Origin of the sequence: Bacillus haynesii (assembly GCF_014042035.1) — a bacterium.
Lineage (GTDB): Bacteria > Bacillota > Bacilli > Bacillales > Bacillaceae > Bacillus > Bacillus haynesii.
The window spans coordinates 3,591,182-3,608,344 of sequence record NZ_CP059494.1; the positions used below are offsets into that span (position 1 = coordinate 3,591,182).

Consider the following 17,163-nt stretch of genomic DNA (forward strand, 5'->3'; position numbering starts at 1 on the left):
TTATCATACATGTCTATCAATAAAAGAAAGCGTTTTATTTACATAAGACAATCGTGAATTAAGGGAGGAGATGGCTTCATGCCGCAATCACCGATATTTCTGCAGCCTGAGTTTAAAGAGAGGATCTGGGGGGGAACGGCTTTGCGCGAAACATTCGGCTATGACATTCCCTCTGATTTGACAGGTGAATGCTGGGCCATTTCCGCCCATCCAAACGGGCCAAACACCGTTGCTTCGGGTCCTTACAAAGGAAAAACGCTTGCCGAGCTTTGGGACGAGCACCGCGAATTGTTCGGCGGTGCAGAGGGAGACCGTTTCCCGCTGTTAACGAAAATACTTGATGCCAATCAGGATCTTTCCGTTCAAGTCCATCCGGATGACTATTATGCGGGAGAACACGAAAACGGGGAACTCGGTAAGACAGAATGCTGGTATATCATCGATTGCAAAGAAGGAGCCGAGATCGTTTACGGCCACACGGCAAGAACGCGGACAGAGCTGGTCACCATGATCAACAGCGGTGATTGGGACAACCTGTTAAGGCGGATCAAAATCAAGCCGGGCGATTTTTATTATGTGCCAAGCGGCACGATTCACGCTCTCTGCGAAGGGACGGTCGTTTTGGAGACACAACAGAGCTCTGATACGACGTACAGGGTATATGATTATGACCGGACCGATCAAAATGGAGAAAAGCGCAAGCTTCACCTGACACAGGCGATCAATGTCACAACAGTACCGCACGTTGACAGCTATGTTGACGAATCGACAGAAACTCAAAAAGGCATTACCATTAAGACCTTTGTTGAAGCCGAATACTTCTCCGTATACAAATGGGAGATCGACGGTGCCGCTGAGCTGACCCAGGATGCCCCTTTCCTGCTATGCAGCGTGATTGAAGGAGAAGGAAAGCTCACTCAGGGCGGCGAATTATTTCCGATCAGCAAAGGAACAAATTTTATCCTGCCGGCGGAAACCAATGACTTCACAATAGAAGGAACATGCGAACTAATCGTGTCACACATATAAAAAGCTTGACGGTCTGTGAAAAAAGGCCGTTAAGCTTTTTTATTGTAAAAAAATATTCCGGCTCGCCGATAAAAAGAGAAAGAAAGTTTTTGAAATTGGGAGGCTCATAGGCGAGGGGAGTAAAGAATGTGAAAAACATTAGAAAAACCGTTATTTTTGCTGCAATCATTTTGCTCGTACATACGGCAGTCCCGGCAATCCCTGCTTTAGCAGCATATACCGATACTTCCGTCTACAAACTTGAAACAACAAAAGAGTTTAATAGCGAAAGCGAAGCGCTCAAAGCAGCCGAACAACTGAAAAAAGACACGGGATGGAAAACCGAGGTCAAACCTTCAGGAAAAAACGGCACAACATACGTTTTGACATCAGGAGGTGTCGAAGGGGAGAGCAGAGCAAAAAATCTGCTTTTGCAGTTTGAAAAAGAAACCGGCCTGAAGGCGACCTATGGTCCAATTGGACAGAAAGAACCTTTTTCCAAAGCGATATCAAAGGAATTTGCCGGTGAAGAAAAAGCCAAGGAATGGGCGCTCCAATTTGAAAAGGAAACCGGTCTGAAAGCAACCTATACACTTGCTGGAAACAGGGAAGCTTACATAAAGGTCACCACGGGAGGAATCGAAGGCGAAGACAATGCGAAAGCCATCCTCGATCGTTTTCAAAAAGAGACCGGCCTCAAAGCGTCGTACGCACCATACGGAGCGGGACAAGCGATCGTCAAGCTTTATTCAGGAGAAATCGCAGATGAGAGCAAAGCGAAAAGCCTGCTAGTCCAATTTGAAAAAGAAACCGCCCTTAAAGGAACGATAGAAACAGTAAAGAAACAACAGACCAGATATAAAATTGTGACAGGTTCAATACAAGGCGAAACAAACGCAAAAAATCTGCTGAAGCAGTTTGAAAAAGAGCTCAAGGTCAAAGGGGCATATGAAGCTGCCGGTCAGCCGGCACAGCTTTACAATGTGAAATCTGGATATTTTAATGACGAAAAGAGTGCGAAAAATGCCGCCGGACAAATTAAAAAGAATACCGGTCTCACCTCAAGCACAGAAAAGGTAAAAGGTACGCGCTTCTGGATCGTAAGCATGAAAAATGTAGACAGTCAAAACCTCAAAAAAGTCGACGCCTTTTTCAAAAAGAAAACGTGGCGTTATACTGCTGCAAAGGCGGGAAAAAAGCAGACATCTTTCAGAATCGTTTCCGTCCCGCTTTCAGATCAAATGAAAGCAAACGACGGCATCCGGTTTTTTAAAAACAAAAACATTCAGGCTTCTGCTCAAAGCGCCGGCAGCACGACCGTCAGCCGCTTTCGGATCGCGTCCGGCGACACAGCCGTCCAAACGCGAATCAATAAAGGACTGGAATTCTTTAAGAAAAACGGTGCGGCGGGAACGGCCGGACCAACAGGAAAAAAAGCGTACAGCCATTATCAGCTGACAACGGAATCCGTTTACGAACAGGACAAAGTGACAAAGGCGCTCAATTTCTTTAAAGAAACAGGCATTCACGCAGAGGCCGTCAAGACCGGCCAGTATGACAGCCGGTACAAATTGAGTTCCGAAGCTCTGATCGGCACGGAAAAATTACAGCAAGCGCTCGGATTTTTCAGCAAGCGGAATATACCGGGCAAGATTGAACAAACGGGTGAGTACGGCTACAGGCAGTACCGGGTGACGACAGGTCAGATCACAAGCAAAGCAGATCTCGACAAGGGATTGAATGTCTTTAAGAAGAACAATGTCAGCGCAACTTATCAAACAAAGTCGGTCAGCCTGTTTCACATCTCGATCAATGAACAATTTACAGGGAAAGACCGTGCGGATGCTGCCGCCAATCGAATCAAAACGAATTACGGCTGGCCGGTGAATGTCGTCAAAGTGAAAAACGGCCCGCAAATCACAACGACTGATTACGGAATCACGCTCAGCCAGATGGTTGACAAACAGATGAAAGTCAGCCCGCAAACGGATGCGCCGGCCTATGTTTCATTGAGCTACATCAATACGGCGAACCAAACAGTAACGGCTGATCTGCTGAATATCAGGTCAAGCCCCCTTGTGACAGGCGGCAACATCATCGGACAGCTGCAAAAAGGGGATAAAGTCAACATCATATCCCAGGAAAACGGCTGGGCAAAAATCAGAATGAATTGGCGAAATGCCAGCAGGGATGAAGTCGAGAGATATGTCAATCCGGAAAATTTCACACAAGACAGCTCGGCATACTTCCAATTTTTAAAACTGTCGCAAACGGCCGGATTGAATGCTGCCGAGGTCAATGCAAAAATCCTTTATAATAAAGGGATTTTGACAGGCAAAGGGCAAGCGTTCATCGACGCGGCGAGAGCATACAGCATCAATGAACTGTACCTCATTTCACACTCGCTCCTTGAGACGGGCAACGGAACTTCCGAGTTGGCTAAAGGAACGATGTTCAACGGCAAAAAGGTTTACAATATGTACGGCGTCGGGGCTTACGACAGCAACCCGCTTTACTACGGCGCCAAATACGCCTATGATCAAGGGTGGTTCACACCTGAGGCCGCTATTATGGGCGGAGCCAAATTCATCGGTGAAAAATACATTCACCACCCGACTTACAAACAGGACACCCTCTATAAAATGAGATGGTCTCCGAATGCCCTTCACCAATATGCGACAGATGTCGGTTGGACTTATAAGCAGGTGGGGAGAATGTACAGTCTTTATGTATTGCTTGATGATTACACATTGTATTATGATATATCGGTTTATCGTTAGGGAGCAGGGACCTGCTTCCTATTTGTTTAGGGGTGTAATGCAACGAAATACCTAAAAAAGGAGGGAGAATTGTGTCGAAATTCACGAACTGCTGTTGCAATTGTCGTTTTGTAAATATTATAATCGTAAATAGACTGACAGAATTATATGAATCTGTTTCATTTGGTGATTCGTTTTCATTTTTTACATTTAAAGGAAACCGATTCATTCGTAGCGATTATTTTTAAATATTTGTGGAAGTGCGGGGAGTTTATTTGAAAATTTTAATGATTACACAAAATTTTTATCCTGAAATCGGCAGTGCAGGTAACCGGATGAAAACCATTTTTCTCATGTTGAAGCAAAAAGGTTATCATGTAGATGTTTTGACAACGGAGCCGACGTATCCTTCCAGAGACATTTATTCTCAAGAAGATTTCTGGAACGAAAAAGATATCGATATAGACCGAAATCGAGTTACACGATTGTCAGTTCAGAATAAAAAATATTCTTCCAACTTCTTTAGCCGCCTTTTCTATTATCTTGAGATAATGCTGAAAATGTTTTTTTACGTTCAGAAGGATAAAAATCAATATGATATTGTGTTTGTAACTTCTCCGCCTATTTTTGTAGCCTTTGTCGGCTTAGCCGCTAAATATCGTTACAATGCAAAGCTGCTGTTGGATGTCAGGGATTTATGGCCAGAATCATTAAAAGGCGTTGGCGTATTTAATCGTTCTTATATTATTTGGTTGTTTGAAAAAATGGAATCTACTTTATACAAAAAAGCTGACCATATCATCATCAACAGTGAGGGATTTATAGACCATTTTAAAAATAAATGTGATGGTCTAACAAAAAAGTTGATATTCCTGCCAAATGCTGCAAGAAAAAAAGAAACGATGCTTGAAAAACGAAAAGGGGACTCAATGTTTAATGTTGTTTATGCAGGCAATATTGGACTGGCTCAAGATGTTACAATTTTAATGCAGCTCGCAAAAAAGCTGAGTGAACATCATATTTCATTAAACGTGATTGGCTATGGAGTGCAGAAACAGGCTTTTACAGATTTTGTCCGGCGCCATAACCTTATAAATGTAAAGCTTATCAAGCCGATGGGAAGACAAGATTGTTTAAACCGGATGTCACGCTGTGATGTGGGAATAGCAACTCTGAATAATTCTAGTGTCTTTGAAACAGTACTTCCGGGTAAAATTATTGACTATTTAACATGCAGACTTCCCGTTGTCGCTTCTTTATCCGGATATTCTAAACAGCTCATTGAAAATGAAAAAATCGGGTTTGTCACAAGCCGTCAATCAGTTGATGAAATGGTAGATTATATTTTAAAGCTTTACAATGATCCAGCACTGCTAGAGGAGATGCAGTCAAATTGCAGAGAATTTATTGAAAAAAAATTCTTGTGGGAAAATAACATTAACAAATTAACGAATTTGTTAGATAAAATGGCTAAAGGTTGATTATGATGAGAACAAAAGTTTGTATGTTTGTTTGGAACCATTTCACAAATGATGCAAGAGTTATGAGGGAATGTACTGCACTGTCTGAAGATGCCTATGATGTTGATTTGATTTGTATCCACGACCCGAAAGATCCTAATCTTAAAACTTTTGAAGAATACAATAAACATTTTAGGGTGCATCGCGTCAAAAGATATCCGGAAAGCCTTCTTTTTTTTCAAATGATCGCTAAGAAGTTAAGGCAGAATAAATTTTTATTGCTGCTGGCAGTTCTCTTATTGCTGTTGTTAGTATATTTGATGCCGATTCCTGTTATCATCTGTACTCTTTTTGCTTTAATTGTTCTCAAAACGAAACTGAAGACAGCGATTGTTAGAGGAAGCATCATTTTAAGAATGATTTTAAAAGGCACAAAGCGGAAATATGACATTTATCATTCAAATGATTTAAATACACTTCCGCAAGGTTATATATGTTCAAAGTTCCGCTTGAAGAAAAAACAACTGATTTATGATTCTCATGAAGTACAAACAAGCAGAACAGGCTACGACAGCAGCTTTTACGGAAAACTGGAAGCTTATTTGATTAAAAAAATAGACGCTATGATAGTCGAAAACCATACAAGAGCGAAGTATAATGAGGATCTTTACGGTTTTTATCCGCATGTTGTGCACAACTATCCATTTAAGCAAACAGAAGTAAATATTGAAAAAATCGACCTCCACAGTCTATTGAACCTTACGGAAAAAGATAAAATCCTTTTGTATCAAGGTGGCATACAAACGGGGAGAGGACTTGAAAACCTTGTTAAAGCGGCTCCGAAATTTATCGAAGGAATTCTTGTGTTTATTGGAGACGGCCGGATAAAACGCGATTTGGAAAAAATGGTTGATGAAATGGGAATCGGGGACAAGGTTAAATTTTTGCCAAAAGTCCCGTTGGCTGAACTTCCGAAGTATACAAGAAATGCCTACTTGGGATTTCAAGTATTAAATAATGTGTGTTTTAATCACTACTCAGCTTCTTCGAACAAATTGTTCGAGTATATGATGGCCGGGGTTCCGGTGGTTGCTTGTGATTTTCCAGAAATCAGAAAGGTTGTTCAAAAAGAAAAAACGGGGATTATAGTAGACTCACATGATCCTAGTTCCATTGCTGAAGGGGTTAACAAACTGCTCAGCTTCCCTGATCTACGAGATGAATTAAGTCAAAACAGTTTTAGAGCCAGAGGTTTATACAGCTGGGAACAAGAAAAAGACGCTTTTTTAACGGTGTATAGAAACCTAAAAATTTAGCGTGTGAAAGTTTTTACTATAATTAATTCATTAGAAATAAAAAGGAGCGTATAAAATATGAAAATTTGCACGATGGGTCTCGGTTATATTGGTCTCCCTACATCTATTATGTTCGCAAAGCACAAAGTAGAAGTCGTAGGAGTTGATATTAAACAGGAAGTCATTGATTCTTTGAACGCAGGAATCATACATATTGAAGAGCCGGGTCTTCAGGAAGCTTTAAATGAAGTCATCCAGGGTGGCACTTTTAAAGCATCATTAATGCCAGAGGAAGCAGATGCATTTATTATTTCGGTGCCAACCCCTAATCGCAATGATGAACATAAATCCTGTGATTTAACTTATGTACTGGATGCGGTTAAAGCGGTCCTTCCTTTCATTAAAAAGGGCAATGTCATTATTGTTGAATCAACAATCGGGCCGCGGAGCATGGATGACTTCCTAAAGCCTCTTGTCGAAAAAGCGGGTTTTGTGATTGGAGAAGATGTGTATTTGGTTCACTGTCCTGAAAGGGTGCTGCCCGGTCAAATTCTTCACGAATTGATATATAATAATCGTATTGTTGGCGGAATTACGCCTGCTTGCACAGAAGCCGGAGCAAAGGTATACAGCACCTTTGTCAAAGGGGAAATTATCAAAACAAACGCAAAAACTGCGGAAATGTCAAAGCTGATGGAGAATACGTTTAGAGATGTCAATATTGCTTTAGCGAATGAGCTTACAAAAGTATGCAACGAACTTGAGATAGATGCACTTGATGTGATTATGATGGCAAATAAGCATCCAAGAGTTAATTTGCATACGCCAGGGCCTGGTGTAGGAGGACACTGCTTAGCCGTTGATCCATATTTTATTGTTGCAAAGGCGCCAGAAACTGCTAGATTAATTGACCTTTCACGTTCCATTAATACTTCAATGCCTTATTATGTAGCTGAGAATGTGAATACTTTAATGGAAAAGAGAGAAGGAAAGATTGTAACTGTGTTTGGCCTCACTTATAAGGGAAATGTAGATGACATTAGAGAAAGCCCGGCCATGGAAGTATTAGAAATTCTACAAGAGCAAGGGAAATATGAAGTAAGGGCATATGATCCGCATGTGAAAAAGGATTTTGTCTTCGACAATATTGAGGAAGCTGTTAATCAATCAGATTTGATTTTAATTTTATCTGATCATGATGAATTTAAAGAATTAGACTGGTCCCGATTGACTAAAATGTCAACTAAGCAAATCTTTGATACGAAAAATATCGTAAAGAATCGTTCAAACGAGTTTAAATATATCAACTTTGGGAACCTCCATGAGTCATTAAATGAAGAGACAATATTGGTATAGCCATAGCTAATAAAAAGTATTGATATGATGCAAAGTAAATCGTAACAACTGGGAGTGAAAGCATTGAAAAAAATAAAAGTTATGACTATATTCGGGACTCGGCCGGAGGCAATCAAAATGGCTCCTCTTGTCCTTGAACTCAATAAATATCCAGATCGCATCGAGTCTTTGGTCACGGTTACCGCTCAGCATAGGCAGATGCTTGATCAAGTTCTTGAAGCTTTTGGAATTCAGCCGGACTTTGATTTGAATATCATGAAAGACCGGCAGACACTTGCAGATATTACTACACGAGCATTATCGAAATTAAATGAATTGTTAATAGAACAAAAACCGGATATTGTGCTTGTGCATGGTGATACAACAACGACTTTCGTCGGCAGCCTCGCCGCGTTTTATAATCAAATTTCTGTAGGACATGTAGAAGCAGGGTTGAGAACCCGAAACAAATACTCTCCTTTTCCTGAAGAAATCAACCGACAAATTACAGGAGTGATTGCCGATTTGCACTTTGCCCCTACAGAAAAATCTAAACAAAACCTTTTAGAGGAAAACAAAGACCCTGCACATATTTATGTGACAGGCAATACGGCGATAGATGCTTTAAAAACGACTGTTCGGGATGATTATCACCATAAAGTACTCGATCAGCTGGGCGATGACCGGATGCTTCTTTTGACTGCTCATCGTAGAGAAAACATAGGCGAACCTATGGAAAATATGTTTCGGGCGATCAAGAGAATCGTTGAGGAGCATGACGATGTTCAAATCGTATATCCCGTTCACTTAAATCCCGTTGTAAGGGAAACAGCTCAAGAAATTTTGGGAAGCATGGACCGTATTCATTTAATTGAACCTTTGGAAGTGATTGACTTCCACAATTTCGCCTCAAAATCATATCTGATTTTGACCGATTCAGGAGGAGTGCAAGAAGAAGCTCCTTCTTTAGGGAAACCCGTTCTTGTTTTGCGGGACACAACGGAAAGACCTGAAGGAATTGAAGCAGGGACATTAAAGCTTGCCGGTGTAGAAGAAGAAGTGATTTACAAGTTGACAAATCAGCTATTAACAGATGAGGAAGAATATAAAAAAATGTCAAAGGCTTCTAATCCTTATGGAGATGGACATGCGTCTAAACGCATTGTCGAAGCTCTTCTCCGATATTTTTCTTGACCTTGTGATACAAGAATAGTCTGCCATATGGCAGACTATCATCGTTGCTTGGAATTTAATTTATATATTCCCTCACTTATACAGAAAGGGAGGAAGAATGATTTGAAACCTGTTTTTTCAGAAACAGCTCCGAATGAAGACGAAAAAGCCACCGAGTTTTTAAAATTAGACGATAATAATCCAATAAAATGGGAATATACAACAGCTGTAGGGGATCGAGTTTTAATTGCAATAAAATCAAGTAATCTAGGCGACGAATACTTGTCTGCTATTGGAAAAAAAGTGATGTATTTAAGAAATGACCTTGAAGAAGAGAGAGAAGTAAATGTTGAAACTTTTGACACTATTCTACTGGGAGATCTTCTAAAAGTCGTATTTGATGCAGAAAGATATATTGAACGGCTCACTCCATATTTATCATCGAACGGAAGCTTCGTGCTATGGACTTTTATAAAAGATCTAAATTTAGAGCATCTCCTAAAATTGGTCATAAAATCTTTTCAGCTTGGATTGCACGTTAAAGTTCACAGAGGGAATAAGTGGCTTGGGTTGAAATTAGAACATTCAAAAGACACGGCCGTAAGCGATATTTCAGAGGCAATATGCAATGTGATCGATACCCTTAATCTTCATGACAAAAAGAAAGTTCAGCCATACGAAAAACAGATATCTTCGCTTTTGAGTGAAGTAGCTGCTCTAAAGAAAGAGCTTGTTGGTGCATATAAAAAAGAAGAAAAATTACTGCAGCAGCAAAAGAAGATGGACAAGCAAACAAAGTATCTGGAGAAACGCTATCAAGCACTTTCTTCATCAAAACTTGGACGCTTAACCCTTTTATATTGGAAAATTAGAAAAAGAAGAGGTAATCGTTGATGTCGAATATTGACCAACGTCTGATGACCATAAAACAAAAAGTAAATAGATTAACAAAAGAAATCGAGGTGGATAGGGCTGCTCTAAACGAATTTAACAGCAAAAAGAGCTTATCTGTTTTAAATTCTAGAAAAAATAAGCTTTCAAGCTTAAGAAATAGCCAAACGGCTAAAAGCACCCCTGTTTCTAGTCAAAACAATATCATGACGCAAACGGAAAAAGAATCCTATTTGAAGTTTTTGGATGAAAACCACAAAAAAGGGTATTATGATGAAATTCAGGAACAAATTAAACAACTTCCTGAGAGCAATGGTTCAAGGTATTACAAGAAACTTGATCTTCAAATAGGAATCATTGCAGATGAATTCTTATTTAAAAGTTTGGAAGACGCCGCGGACTTTCATTATATAACGTATGAAAACTACAAAAACTTTGGCGACAAAATCGACGTTTTTATACTTGCCACCGCTTGGAGAGGACTTGATGGGACATGGAAAGGCCTTGGGAATCCAAAAATTAAAAAAATACGGGATCGAATCCGGAGTATTATTGGGTTTTACAGAAATAAACATATTCCGATAGTCTTTTATTCAAAAGAAGACCCGGTTAACTATCAGTATTATATAGACTTGGCTCAGCAAGCGGATCATATTTTTACTACATGCCAAGAGGTCCTTGATGATTACCGAAGGGATTGTCCTTCTGCAAAAACATTTGACGTATTGGAGTTTGGGGTCAACCCAATCTATCATAACCCAATTGGAACAAGAATGTTCAGAAGGCAGGATATACTGTTTGCAGGATCGTGGTACCACAAGTATCCAAGTAGACAGCATGACAGTCGGATTCTTTTTGACGGCGTATTAAATGCGGACCGTGAATTGACCATCATAGACCGTAATTTTTCATTGCAGCTCCCGGCCCATTTTTATCCTAAGGAATATGTTCCTTATGTAGTCCCGGAGACAGATCATAAAACGTTGCAAAAGATTCATAAAATGTATGACTTTACCCTGAATTTAAATTCTGTAAAAGACAGCAATACGATGTTTGCAAACCGGGTATATGAGCTGCAGGCAATGGGAACGGTTGTGCTGTCCAACTACAGTATCGGAATAAACAGTAAATATCCAAACGTTTTTCTGGCTCCTTCTAAAGAAGAATTGACAGGTTACTTAAACTCATTATCTGCTAAAGAAATTTATGAACTGCAGATGCACGGCGTCAGAAAAGTGCTGAATGGCGAAACGGCCTTTGACAGAGTGAATAAAATAGCGGGGATTACAGGTCTTGAAAAATATGAATTCAATAAAAAGGTGCTTGTAGTTGCACAAGAAGATACATCTGAAATGAGAGAGCAGTTTAATCGTCAATCTTATAAATACAAGACATTCATATTAGAAAAAGATGTGAATGAACAGATTTATGCAGGGTATGATATGGTTGCATTTTTCAGCAGCGATTACCATTACGGAGAATATTATCTTGAGGATATGGTCAATGGTTTTAAATACACGGATTCGGATTTTATTACAAAAGATGCTTACTATCGTTCGCCGCAAGAATATGTATCCGGTGTTGAACATCACTTTGTAAACGAAATGAAAGACCGTTTTCGTACATTGTTCTGGAGAGATTCGTTTGAGTGGCAAGAATTAAAAGATATACAATCAGGAGAGCTTTTAAACGGATACAGTGTCGATCCTTTAGAGATATTCACAGCTCCAGAACGTGAGTCGAAGAAAAACAGCAAGTCCTATAAGCTTTCGGTTATTATTCCGACCTATAATAATGGAGAGCATCTAAGATATAAATGTTTTCAGAGTCTTTCCAGGAGCAGCATATTTGAGGATATGGAGATTATTATCGTTGATGACGGATCAACGGATGAGTATACACCTTATGTCGCAAAAAGACTTCAAGAAAAGTATCCCAATGTAAAAACGCATTTTTATCCACAGGGGGGAAGCGGAAGTGCTTCTAGGCCAAGAAATAAAGGGCTGGAACTGTCAACCTCTGAATGGGTAACATATCTCGATCCAGATAATGAAGCAATAAATGACGGATATGCTATTCTTCTAAATGAGGCTAAAAGATCTTCGTTTGACATGGTAATTGGAGATATGGTGCGTTTATCAGATCAAGAACAGCTGTTTTCCTACTATAAAACAATGATGGGCTTCAATAATGGGAAGGCATCCCGTAAAGGGCCGCATGAGGAATTTCTTAAAAAAACATATTTTAAGGCAATGAGCATCCAGGCACTTGTCGCTAATAGAGAATGGCTTATAGACTCCGGGATTAAGATGGTTGAAGGTGCAATAGGTGAGGATACACTCGTTTTCCATGAAATGATTCTTTCTTCAAAGGCGTTTAAAGTCATTGATTTACCTATTCATATTTACTATGCAATGGTAGAAAATTCTTCAGTAAACAATATTAATAAGAGATTTTTTGAACGGTATGTTCTTCTTGAAAAAGGAAGGATTGACTGGCTTAAGAAAAAAGGCCTTTTGGAAGACTATCAGAATATTAGATTGGAAAACTATGTTAAAAATTGGTATATGACCAAATTATCCATGGTGAAGGAAGAAGAAAAAGATGAAGCAAAAGAACTTCTACTTCAAATATTGAAGCTCTATGAAGGAATGAATTGGAAAGACGAAGATATTTTAAATTTGCTGAATTCAGAAGCTTAAAGGGAAGCTTTTGAAGGATGGGCTGAAAATGTGCTTTTACATAAGAAAACCAGTTTTGATACTATTGTCGCGGTTTTCTTCCTATTTTTTAATAAGCAATAGAGATTGCTCGAAATTTTGATATACTCGTATTTGTCGGCTAAACAAATTCTTTTGTCGGCCGATAAAAGAAAGTGAAAGATTAGAATAATCAAAGAAGAAAGGAGGAAATAAGTGAGAAAAGTATCTTTAAAATTAGCTGTAGTTATACTTTTTATCGGAATGATGAGCTCGCTCTTCATCAATAAGTCTTCAGGTTATACTGATAATTCTACATATAAAGTAGAAACGACGGCCGCATTTATTGGACTGGAAGATGCACAAAAGAACCTGCAAAAGCTTAGAACAAGCACCGGCTGGAATGCGACATATCAAAAAACTAGCGATTATAAAAATGTGTATAACTTGTATTCGGGTGGCTTTCCAACTGAATCTCGTGTCAAGTCAAATGTAGCTGAGTTTAAAAAGGCCACAGGATTAAACGCCGACTATGTTCCCACCGGATCAAAAGATTATTACTACTACGTGTCAAGCGGGGGGTTTCCAACCAAGTCGAAAACGGAGTCGGTAGCTCAATCTTTTACAAAGTCGACCGGCATTTCTGCATCGGTTGTACCGAACGGTACAACCAAAGACTATTATTATCAATTGGTTAGCGGCGGTTTTGTGAGCGAGTCAAAAGTCAAGTCTATTATAAGTGATTTCAAAAAACAAACTGGAATCGATGCAACTTATAAGCCGACTGGAGATCTTGAGAAGTATTATACGTTGACAAGCGGCGGGTTCAAGGGCGAATCGAAAGTGAAGAGCATTTTAAGTGATTTCAAAAAACAAACTGGAATCAATGCAACTTATAAGCCTGTCGGCGATCCTGATAAATATTATATACTGACAAGCGGCGGTTTCAGCAGCGAGTCTGTCACAAAAAACAATCTTGAGAAATTTGAGAGTGAGACAGGCATAAAAGGAAATGTAGAGCCTGCCGGTGATCCAGTCGCATACTTCAATATTAAAACCGGCGGGTTTAGCAATGTGTCTGTCGTGAAAAAGTATATTCAGGAAATCAAAGAGGCTACCAATCTAACTGCTGAATATGAACAAGTGCCAAATTCAACATCTTATAGAATTGTATTTAATAATCTCAAATCTACAGATGCTGAAAAGGCTCAGAAGTATTTAACAGAAAAAAAATGGTGGTTTTCAACGCAAAAAAGCGATAAACAGACGTATGAACGATACAAAATCGTTTCCGAGCCTGTGCTGGGAATGGATACCCTCAATAAAGGGGTGGAATTCTTTAAAAAGAACTCCTGGTATGTGTCATATAAAGAAAACGGGGAAGAGGCATATCAAACTTTTAAAATATACTCTGATCCGATTCTTGGAAAATCTCTGCTTGATAAAGCTTTAGCATTTTTTAAATCACATAATTGGTATGTGAGCTATCGAGATACGGGAAAAGAAGGCTATACCAGCTTCAAAATATATTCTAATCCGGTGCTTGGCATGGATCAAGTCAACAAAGGTCTGGATTTCTTCAAAAAGAATTCCTGGTATATAAGCTATAAAAAGACTGGAGAAACCGGATATTCCTCATATCAGGTAGTATCTAATCAAGTATTGGGAAAGACACAAGCTCAAAAAGGACTGGAATTCTTCCAGAAAAATAATTGGTGGGCGAAAATCGTTAACACTGGAGAAACCGGATATTCTAGCTATAGAATTGAAACCGGAATGAATCTATTTTATAATGACTTGCTTAAAGCTCAGTCATTCTTTAAGGAAAAAGGGTGGTGGAGCAGTTATACGAGCGAACGCCAATACCTTTATAAAATCGTATTAGATAATATCCAAGGATATAACAATGCTTCTGCAACAGCTGATAAAATTAAAAAGGATTTTGGATGGACTGTCAACATCGTCAAAACAAAAGACGGCCCTCAAATCATGTATACAAGTTATGGCCTTACCCTTGCAGAAATGCTGAAAAAGCAAATGAGCGTCAACCCGCAGACAGACTCTCCGGGCTATGTATCGCTTTCTTATATCAATACGGCCAACAGTACCGTAACGGCAGACTACCTAAATGTAAGATCTTCTCCGCAAGTGGCTAGCAATAACATTATAGGTATGCTAAATAAAGGTTATAGAGTCAGTATTGTCGGCACTGAAGGGAATTGGGCAAAAATTAACATGGGCTGGAGAAATGCAAGTGAAGTTGAGACCGCATATTATATTAATCCGAATAACTTTTCAATGGATAGCAAATATTACTTCCAGTTTTTGAAACTGTCTCAATATGCAGGTCTATCAGCCAGTGAAATTAACAGCAAAATATTAAAAGGTAAGGGAATTCTTGAAGGAAAAGGAGCAGCTTTTGTTGAGGCATCTAAAAAATACAGCATTAATGAACTGTATTTGATCTCTCATGCTCTTTTGGAAACTGGAAATGGAACTTCTCAATTAGCCAAAGGTGTCAAATATAACGGAAAAACGGTTTACAATGTGTACGGATATGGTGCATATGATTCTTGTCCGTTGGAGTGCGGATCAAGAACAGCCTATGAGCAGGGGTGGGATACTCCCGAAAAGGCAATCATCGGCGGAGCCGAATTGATCGGCAAAAACTATATTCACAGAAGCGGCTTTCAGCAGGATACACTGTTTAAAATGAGGTGGGCCCCAACGGCCAGCCACCAATATGCAACAGATATCGGCTGGGCTTATAAACAAGTGAATCGGATGTACAGTTTATATACGCTGCTGGATAACTATACGTTATATTATGACATTCCTAAGTATAAATAGGAAAAAAGAGATCAGACGCTACAATGCGAATGGTCTCTTTTTTTACAAGTTTTAAAAAAGCATGTGAAACATCATAATGGCTTAAAGATTATATTTCATCATTTTTTATCATTAATGTGTGGTTCTCGTTATCGACTACAAACAGCTGTTTCTTAGTTTTGAAAAAGTATCGCTTATGGTCTTTGTCAAAACTGAATTCATCATCAGAGAGAGAAAGAGAAGCCGGTTCAACAACTTTAAGGTCATGGAACACGATAGCCGCTGCTTTATGCTTTTCCACCACATAGTCGACCTTTTCATACTCCAGTTGAAGGCCGCTACCTCCACCATCAAATTTGGCTTCCTTTATTCCCCGAAGTTTCTGCAAGTTTTGTTCCTCTTCACCTAAAAATGAAAGAAAATACTGGTAGGATGACTTTGCTGTTTCTGAAAAATAAGGTGAAAAAGCATTTGCAGTCAATGAAACGTTTTTTAAATCTTTTGTCAATAATAGGTCATTCTTTTTCATAAAATAGTTTTTGCCGTTTAATTTGATTTGTGCAACTTTGGAATTCTGCGCTACAAGCGTCACTTTTGTTCCAAATGTCAAAGAAGCGGGTTTTTCCTGTTTTAAAGATTGATCCCCGTAAGTTGAAATCTCCGTTGATTTGACATATGCGGGCTGATTTACTTTTGTTAAACTTTCAGATTTTAATTCGGTTTGCTGCTCTTCGGATTTTTTAGCGTCATGCCCTGGAATCGCTCCGAAAGAAGCAATTGTTCTTAGCGGAGTACTCACAAACATCGTGGCTGCCAATGCTACTAGTAAAATTGAAAGGAAAGCAATTTGAATCATATTGGTGACCGCTTTTGGATTTCTTTTTGAATAACGGCTTTTTCTTTCTTCTTTTTGTTCCTTTTTACGTTCTTCAACATGTTCCAGTTGATATTTTTTCTTTTCCGTTTTAGAAAGTTTATTGAACCAGTCAATAAACTCGTTATATTCTTTGACAACTTTTTTTGTCTCGTCAAACATCCGCATTTCCCCATAATGCATCCAGGCAACGCGATCACACATTTTTTCAACTTGGCCGATGGAATGGCTGACGAAAAAAATCGTTTTTCCTTGCTTTTTAAATTCTTTTATTCGATCAACACATTTTTGATAAAAGGTTTTGTCACCGACCGATAATGCTTCATCAATAATTAAAATATCGGGATCAATATGAGCTGATATCGCAAAACCAAGGCGTGATTTCATCCCGCTTGAATAACTTTTGACTGGCTGATTGATGAAATCCCCAATATCAGCAAATTCGACGATTTGATCGTAAAGCTCATCAATCTCCTTGTTGGTCAGCCCCATCATCAAGCATTTAAGCCTGATGTTATCCTTCCCGCTAAGCTGGTTGTTCAATCCCGCAGCAATCGCAATGAGGGAAGGCTGGCCATTCATTTCAATTTCCCCGCTTGTCGGAGGAATGACCTTCGCCAGCAAATTCGACATCGTCGATTTGCCGGAACCGTTGATGCCGACAAAGCCAATCGTTTCCCCTTCATATACATCAAAGGAAACGTTTCGTATGGCATAAAAACCCTTATCATTATTGTTCGGCAAGAACAGTGATTTTATCTTATCAGACTGTTTCTCATATAGATGATACTTTTTTGAAACATTTCGAAACGAAACTTTTAGTTTCATCGTATAATCTCC

The 17,163-nt window shown here is 39.3% G+C and carries 10 protein-coding genes; 9 read left to right on the forward strand and 1 reads right to left on the reverse strand.

From position 1 onward, the window contains the following. Nucleotides 1–78: 78 nt before the first annotated feature. The 9 genes from manA to H2R00_RS17785 all read left to right on the forward strand — a co-directional run bounded on the left by manA (nt 79) and on the right by H2R00_RS17785 (nt 15,470). Nucleotides 79–1,029 (forward strand): mannose-6-phosphate isomerase, class I, encoded by a 951-nt coding sequence (gene manA / locus H2R00_RS17745; protein WP_182069959.1) that lies wholly within the window; start codon nt 79–81, stop codon nt 1,027–1,029. Between the two features lie 128 nt (nt 1,030–1,157). Continuing rightward, complete coding sequence (locus H2R00_RS17750; protein WP_182069960.1) at nt 1,158–3,788, forward strand: N-acetylglucosaminidase; 2,631 nt, start codon at nt 1,158–1,160, stop codon at nt 3,786–3,788. Nucleotides 3,789–4,042: 254 nt separating this feature from the next. Continuing rightward, nucleotides 4,043–5,248: a glycosyltransferase family 4 protein gene (locus H2R00_RS17755; RefSeq protein ID WP_244958253.1), complete on the forward strand. Its 1,206-nt coding sequence runs from the start codon at nt 4,043–4,045 to the stop codon at nt 5,246–5,248. A 2-nt stretch (nt 5,249–5,250) separates the two neighbouring features. Beyond that, entirely contained in the window at nt 5,251–6,543 is a 1,293-nt protein-coding gene (locus H2R00_RS17760; RefSeq protein WP_182069961.1) for a glycosyltransferase, read from the forward strand. A gap of 57 nt (nt 6,544–6,600) precedes the next feature. Then, complete coding sequence (locus H2R00_RS17765; protein ID WP_182069962.1) at nt 6,601–7,878, forward strand: nucleotide sugar dehydrogenase; 1,278 nt, start codon at nt 6,601–6,603, stop codon at nt 7,876–7,878. A gap of 63 nt (nt 7,879–7,941) precedes the next feature. Continuing rightward, nucleotides 7,942–9,051: a non-hydrolyzing UDP-N-acetylglucosamine 2-epimerase gene (wecB, locus tag H2R00_RS17770; protein WP_182069963.1), complete on the forward strand. Its 1,110-nt coding sequence runs from the start codon at nt 7,942–7,944 to the stop codon at nt 9,049–9,051. Between the two features lie 102 nt (nt 9,052–9,153). Continuing rightward, nucleotides 9,154–9,924, forward strand: coding sequence for a hypothetical protein (locus H2R00_RS17775; protein ID WP_182069964.1), 771 nt, complete (start codon nt 9,154–9,156; stop codon nt 9,922–9,924). Then, on the forward strand, nt 9,924–12,623 hold the full coding sequence (locus H2R00_RS17780; RefSeq protein ID WP_182069965.1) for a glycosyltransferase: 2,700 nt from the start codon (nt 9,924–9,926) through the stop codon (nt 12,621–12,623). Before H2R00_RS17775 ends, H2R00_RS17780 begins: the two co-directional genes overlap by 1 nt. 213 nt (nt 12,624–12,836) lie before the next feature. Further along, on the forward strand, nt 12,837–15,470 hold the full coding sequence (locus tag H2R00_RS17785; RefSeq protein WP_182069966.1) for an N-acetylglucosaminidase: 2,634 nt from the start codon (nt 12,837–12,839) through the stop codon (nt 15,468–15,470). 88 nt (nt 15,471–15,558) lie between these two features. Here H2R00_RS17785 and tagH read toward each other — a convergent pair whose 3' ends face one another. Continuing rightward, nucleotides 15,559–17,151 carry a teichoic acids export ABC transporter ATP-binding subunit TagH gene (tagH, locus tag H2R00_RS17790; RefSeq protein WP_182069967.1) on the reverse strand — a complete coding sequence of 531 codons (1,593 nt, stop codon included), beginning with the start codon at nt 17,149–17,151 and terminating at the stop codon, nt 15,559–15,561. Nucleotides 17,152–17,163: the final 12 nt, after the last annotated feature.

Excerpts from the sequence above, each read along its gene's own strand:
- H2R00_RS17780 (WP_182069965.1), top strand. The coding sequence starts at position 9,924 with ATGTCGAATATTGACCAACGTCTGATGACCATAAAACAAAAAGTAAAT.
- H2R00_RS17760 (WP_182069961.1), top strand. The coding sequence starts at position 5,251 with ATGATGAGAACAAAAGTTTGTATGTTTGTTTGGAACCATTTCACAAAT.
- H2R00_RS17765 (WP_182069962.1), top strand. The coding sequence starts at position 6,601 with ATGAAAATTTGCACGATGGGTCTCGGTTATATTGGTCTCCCTACATCT.
- tagH (WP_182069967.1), bottom strand. The coding sequence starts at position 17,151 with ATGAAACTAAAAGTTTCGTTTCGAAATGTTTCAAAAAAGTATCATCTA.
- manA (WP_182069959.1), top strand. The coding sequence starts at position 79 with ATGCCGCAATCACCGATATTTCTGCAGCCTGAGTTTAAAGAGAGGATC.